Origin of the sequence: Microbacterium sp. (genome assembly GCF_029263575.1) — a bacterium.
In the GTDB taxonomy this organism is placed as follows: Bacteria; Actinomycetota; Actinomycetes; order Actinomycetales; family Microbacteriaceae; genus Microbacterium.
Window position 1 is genome coordinate 1 of the sequence record NZ_JAJUFV010000176.1, and the last position, 5,545, is coordinate 5,545.

The window sequence follows — 5,545 nt, forward strand, 5'->3', positions numbered from 1 at the left end:
CGGCGCCATTGCCGGCCCCGGGCGCCCCGCCACGCGCGATGCTCGCCGAGCCCGGAACCCCCAGCCTCGTCCGCTCGTTGCGCTCGCCATGGATCGAGATCAAATGGGACGGCATCCGCGCGCTCGGCACGTGGAACGAGGGGCGGCTGCGATTGCACGCGCGAAGCGGCACAGACATCACCTCGCGCTATCCCGAGCTCACCAGCGACGGAGCCCCGCACTTCGCCGCGTCGGATGCGGTCATCGATGGCGAGATCGTCGCGCTGGACGCATCGGGACGCCCCAGCTTCAGCCGGCTGCAGAACCGGATGCATGTGACCCGGGCCCGCGAGATCGAACGTGAGGTCGTACGCACCCCGATCGTCTACTACCTCTTCGATCTGCTGCGGCTGGACGGACGTGACCTGACGGGCGTGCCGCTGAGAGAACGCCGCGCTCTGCTGGAGACGCTGGCCCAGAGCGCCGAGGGCCCGGTCAGCGTGCCGCCGGTCTTCGACGATCTGGATGCGGCGCTGCAGACGAGTCAGGCGTTCGGGCTCGAAGGCGTCGTCGCCAAAGAGTCGGGTTCTCGATATCGCCCAGGCGCCCGCTCCGGGTCGTGGCTGAAGATCAAGCACACCCGCACCCAAGAGGCCGTCATCATCGGCATCCGCCCTGGCAAGGGAGATCGCGCCGGCGGCATCGGATCACTCCTTCTTGCCATCCCGGACTCGCACGATGGATCTCTGCGCTACATCGGCCGCGTCGGAACGGGTTTCACGGAGCGGACGCTGCGCGATATCGCCGCCCGCCTCGAACCGCTTCGAACCGACCGCACGAGCGTCAACGGCATCCCGCCCGCCGACGCTCGCGATGCCCTCTGGGTCGAACCGTCGCTCATCGGCGAGGTCGCGTTCGCGAACTGGACGCCCGGTGGCATCCTCCGTCACGCGCGCTGGCGCGGATTGCGCCCCGACAAGGACGCCTCGGAGATCGTCGTCGAATCCTGAGACGAGTACCGGGAACTGGGCGAGAATCACGCCATTCAGATGCCATCCGATGCGTTCATGCAGAATGAGCGCATCACCCCGGCCCAGGTCAGGCGTGGGTCTCTTCGCAATCCGCGGCGCCGACAGGTTCGATCTGGAATGTCGAGTGCGCAACGTCGAAGTGGTCGGTGAGGCACTCCTGCAGCTGCTCCAGCAGGTGGCCCGCGCGCCCCTCTTCCAACAGCGCCGGATCGACCTTCACATGTGCCGTGAAGACGGGCGCGCCGCGAGTGAGCTGCCACACGTGCACATCGTGCACGCTTCTGACCCCTTCGAACCCGAGCAGGTGCGCGCGAATCTCGCTGACCTGGGTGTCCTTCGGCGCTGACTCAGCCAGCACCGAGAACACCTCGCGCAGCAACGAGATGGCACGAGGAATGATCATCACCGCGATGAACAGCGACGCGATCGCGTCCGCGGGCATCCAACCGATCGTGACGATGACAATGGCGGCGACGATCACCGCGGCGGATCCGATCAGGTCGCCCATCACCTCGAGGTATGCGCCCCGCACGTTGATGCTCGTCTTCTGGGCGCGGCTGAGCAGCCACATCGCCGCTGCATTCGACAGGAGGCCGACGATGGCGACGATGAGCATGAGTCCACCGGCGATCTCGGCCTTCGTCGGCGTCAGCAGACGCTGCACGCCCTCGACAGCGACCATGAGCGACAGCACGATGAGGATGATCGCGTTGATCAGCGCACCGAAGACCTCAGCGCGCTGATAGCCGAACGTCCGCCGGTCGTCTGCGGGCCGCGCGGCGACCGCACTGGCGATCAGCGCGATCACAAGAGCCGAGGCATCCGTGAACATGTGCGCCGCATCGGCCAACAGCGCCAGCGATCCCGTCAGCACCGCGCCGACGATCTGCACCAGCATGACCGTCGCGGTGATGCACAGCGAAATGGTCAGCAGTCGGCGGTTGCTGGAACCGCGAATCCCACCATTCGGTGCATGATCGTGCATACCTCCAGGCTACGAGAGAAAACCCCCGTCACGGCCTCATTTCAGCAGTCGGGAAGGGTAACGATTCTCAGTAGCGAAGCCCGTGGTCCGAACCAGTCAGAGTGTCTGCAGCAACGGCACGAATGCCGTGAAGGCACGTGCCCGGTGGGACTGCGACTGCTTTTCCGCATCAGAGAACTCAGCAGACGTGCGCTCCGCCCCGGCGAGCTGTCCATCGGGGATGAAGATCGGATCGTATCCGAAGCCGTTCTCCCCCGCCGGCGCGGTCGCCAGGCGGCCCGGCCACACCCCTTCGACCGTCCGCTCGGCGCCGTCTGGCGTGACCAGTGCGATCGTAGACACGAACTGAGCGCCGCGGTGGGGCTCGGCGATGTCGGCAAGTTGATCGAGCAGCAGCTCGAGATTGGCGGATGCATCTTTCTTCTGCCCCGCCCAGTAGGCGGAGAAGATGCCGGGCGAGCCGCCCAGAACATCGACGCAGATCCCGGAATCGTCCGCGAAGGCTGCCAGGCCCGTGTGCGCGGCAGCCGCGCGTGCCTTGATGAGCGCGTTCTCGGCGAACGTCACGCCGTCTTCCACGGGCTCAGGCCCGTCGTACCCGATGACTTCGAGATCAGGCCGCGTCAGCGCGACGATCTGCTGGAACTCGCGCACCTTGTGCGGGTTGTGCGTGGCGAGAACGACCCTCATCGTCACTCGCCCTCCGGTCCCTGAGCCGGTCGAAGGGTGGCCAGCTGGTGCTCTTTCAGCGTCGCGCAGCCCGCGACCCCCAGCTCGAGCAGAGCGTCGAGCTCACGCTTGTCGAAGGGCGCGCCCTCAGCCGTGCCCTGCACTTCGACGAACAGGCCACGCCCGGTCACCACGATGTTCATGTCGGTCTCGGCTCGAACGTCTTCGACGTACGGCAGATCCAGCATCGGCACACCGTCGATGATGCCGACCGAGATAGCAGAGACCGAGTCGAGCAGGGGCTGAGACTTCTGCCCGATGAACTTCTTCTTGCGCCCCCACTCGATGGCATCGGCGAGCGCGACGTAAGCGCCCGTGATGGCGGCGGTGCGGGTGCCGCCATCGGCCTGCAGCACATCGCAGTCGATGACGATTGTGTTCTCGCCGAGTGCCTTCGTATCGACGACCGCGCGCAGGGCGCGACCGATCAGACGCGAGATCTCGTGCGTGCGACCACCGATCTTGCCTTTGATGCTCTCACGGTCATTGCGGCTGTTGGTCGCCCGCGGCAGCATGGCGTACTCGGCCGTCACCCACCCCTTGCCCTTGCCGGTCAGCCAACGCGGAACGCCGTTCGTGAACGATGCGGTGCACAGCACCTTCGTGCCGCCGAAGCTGATCAGCGCCGAGCCTTCGGCGTTCGCGCTCCAGCCACGCTCGATGGTGATCTCACGAAGCTGGTCTACGGAGCGGCCGTCTGCGCGAACGATGTCAGTCATGAATTTCCTTCTGGGTTGGAGATACCGGCATCCGCCAGCTCGGTGAGGTCAGGAAGAGTGATGACGCCGGTCTGCACGTGCTGGACGTTTCGCACCTCGGCACCCATGAGTCGGTTGGCGAGCGACGTGAAATCTTCGGTCGCCTCGCCCGTGGCCTCGTAGACGTGGCTGGCCACGGCATCCGGCGCTGCGAGAAGATCACCGCGCACCAGGTGGCGATACACGTCGCCGGCGGTCTCGTCGTCGCTGGAGACGAGCGTCACGCCCTCGCCCATCACATAGCCGATCGCCCCGCGCAGAAACGGGTAGTGCGTGCAACCGAGCACCAGAGTGTCGACATCCGCATCGCGCAGCGGAGCCAGATATTCCTCGGCGACGGCGAGCACCTCGCCGGTACCGGTGATGCCGGCCTCGACGAACTCGACGAACTTCGGGCAGGCTGCGGTGAACACCTGCAGATTCTCGTTGACCTCGAGCATGTCCTGATAGGCGCGCGAGCCGATCGTGCCGACCGTCCCGATGACGCCGATGCGGCCGTTGCGTGTGGTCGACACGGCTCGGCGCACGGCAGGGCCGATCACCTCGACGACCGGAACGTCATAGCGCTCTCGCGCGTCGCGGAGCATGGCGGCGGATGCGGTATTGCACGCGATCACCAGCATCTTCACGCCCTGGTCGACGAGGGTGTCCAATACCTCGAGCGAGTAGCGGCGAACATCGGCGATCGGCTTCGGGCCATAGGGAGAATGAGCAGTGTCGCCGATGTAGACAAGAGATTCTCGGGGCAGCTGCGCGCGAATCGCCCGTGCCACCGTGAGCCCACCGACGCCGGAGTCGAAGATTCCGATCGGTGCGTCGTTCATGAGGCACCAGCCTACCCTTCTCCCAGCAGCGCGATCAGTAAGCTGAGCGCATGACTTCGTCGACGGCGCTGCTCACCGACCGATACGAGCTCACGATGCTGGCGGCGGCCCTGCACGATGGCACTGCCTCGCGCCGCAGCGTGTTCGAGCTGTTCGCTCGACGTCTCGCCGGCGGACGCCGGTTCGGCGTCGTCGCCGGAACCGGGCGCCTGCTGTCGCTGCTGCGCGATTTTCGCTTCGGTGATGACGAGCTGCGTTTTCTGCGTGACGGTGGAATCGTGGATGCCGCGGCGCTGACGTATCTGGAGAACTACCGATTCACCGGCACGATCCGCGGGTATCGCGAAGGAGAGCTCTTCTTCCCCGGCTCGCCGATCCTCACGGTCGAGGGATCGTTCGCGGATGCCGTGATCCTCGAGACTCTTGCTCTCAGCGTGCTCAATCATGACTCCGCCGTGGCGACAGCCGCATCCCGCATGAGCATCGCGGCCGGTGATCGACCGCTTGCCGAGATGGGCTCACGTCGCGCCGCGGAGGCGTCAGCGGTCGCGGCCGCGCGAGCCGCGTATATCGCGGGGTTCGGCGCGACCAGCAACCTGGAAGCGGGGAGACGCTGGGGCGTTCCCACCATGGGGACGGCCGCGCATTCGTGGACTCTGCTGCACGACACGGAAGAAGACGCCTTCCGCGCTCAGATCGACAGCCTGGGTTCCCACACGACGCTGCTCGTCGACACCTACGACATCCGCCGGGGAATCGAGACCGCCGTGCGGGTCGCCGGCACCGGTCTCGGCGGCATCAGGCTCGACTCCGGCGACCTGCCCACTGTCGCTGCCGCCGCGCGGGCGCAGCTCGATGCGCTCGGCGCGACCGGGACGAGCATCACGGTGACCAGCGACCTCGATGAATACGCGATCGCCGCCCTGGCGGCATCCCCCGTCGACTCGTACGGCGTGGGCACCTCGGTCGTCACCGGCTCCGGGCATCCGACGGCCGGCATGGTCTACAAACTCGTCGCCCGGCAGAACCCAGCAGGGTCCTGGGTCTCCGTCGCCAAGAGCTCGAGCGATAAGCAGTCGCGCGGCGGGCGCAAAGCGGCGTTTCGCACGCTGCACGGCGGCATCGCGACTGCCGAGACCGTCATCGTCTCCGATGGGTTCGAAGATCTCAGCACGCCTGCTGAGCACCCCGACGCCCGCGCGCTGCAGGTCACGCTCGTCGACGGCGGTGAGATCGACA

At 66.4% G+C, this 5,545-nt stretch carries 6 protein-coding genes; 2 read left to right on the top strand and 4 right to left on the bottom strand.

The genetic code is table 11. The annotated features are described in order from the left end of the window. A partial coding sequence (ligD, locus tag Q1J95_RS13900) for a non-homologous end-joining DNA ligase (RefSeq protein WP_300268576.1) occupies nucleotides 1–989 on the top strand: 989 nt, incomplete at its 5' end. A gap of 88 nt (nucleotides 990–1,077) precedes the next feature. Here ligD and Q1J95_RS13905 read toward each other — a convergent pair. The 4 genes from Q1J95_RS13905 to murI form a co-directional block, all read right to left on the bottom strand. After that, nucleotides 1,078–1,995, bottom strand: a complete 918-nt coding sequence (locus tag Q1J95_RS13905) for a cation diffusion facilitator family transporter (RefSeq protein ID WP_300268577.1) — start codon at nucleotides 1,993–1,995, stop codon at nucleotides 1,078–1,080. 96 nt (nucleotides 1,996–2,091) lie between these two features. Next, a complete protein-coding gene (gene rdgB / locus Q1J95_RS13910) occupies nucleotides 2,092–2,685 on the bottom strand; it encodes an RdgB/HAM1 family non-canonical purine NTP pyrophosphatase (RefSeq protein ID WP_300268585.1) in 594 nt (197 codons plus the stop codon). A 2-nt stretch (nucleotides 2,686–2,687) separates the two neighbouring features. Then, a complete protein-coding gene (gene rph, locus Q1J95_RS13915; RefSeq protein WP_300268578.1) occupies nucleotides 2,688–3,443 on the bottom strand; it encodes a ribonuclease PH in 756 nt (251 codons plus the stop codon). Then, complete coding sequence (murI, locus tag Q1J95_RS13920; RefSeq protein ID WP_300268581.1) at nucleotides 3,440–4,306, bottom strand: glutamate racemase; 867 nt, start codon at nucleotides 4,304–4,306, stop codon at nucleotides 3,440–3,442. Before murI ends, rph begins: the two co-directional genes overlap by 4 nt. A gap of 50 nt (nucleotides 4,307–4,356) precedes the next feature. Between murI and Q1J95_RS13925 the strand changes: the two genes are divergently transcribed. Continuing rightward, nucleotides 4,357–5,545 (top strand): nicotinate phosphoribosyltransferase (locus tag Q1J95_RS13925; RefSeq protein WP_300268583.1); only part of this gene is annotated, 1,189 nt, incomplete at its 3' end.

Coding starts and splice junctions, on each gene's coding strand:
- rdgB (WP_300268585.1), bottom strand. CDS start 2,685: ATGAGGGTCGTTCTCGCCACGCACAACCCGCACAAGGTGCGCGAGTTC.
- Q1J95_RS13905 (WP_300268577.1), bottom strand. CDS start 1,995: ATGCACGATCATGCACCGAATGGTGGGATTCGCGGTTCCAGCAACCGC.
- murI (WP_300268581.1), bottom strand. CDS start 4,306: ATGAACGACGCACCGATCGGAATCTTCGACTCCGGCGTCGGTGGGCTC.
- rph (WP_300268578.1), bottom strand. CDS start 3,443: ATGACTGACATCGTTCGCGCAGACGGCCGCTCCGTAGACCAGCTTCGT.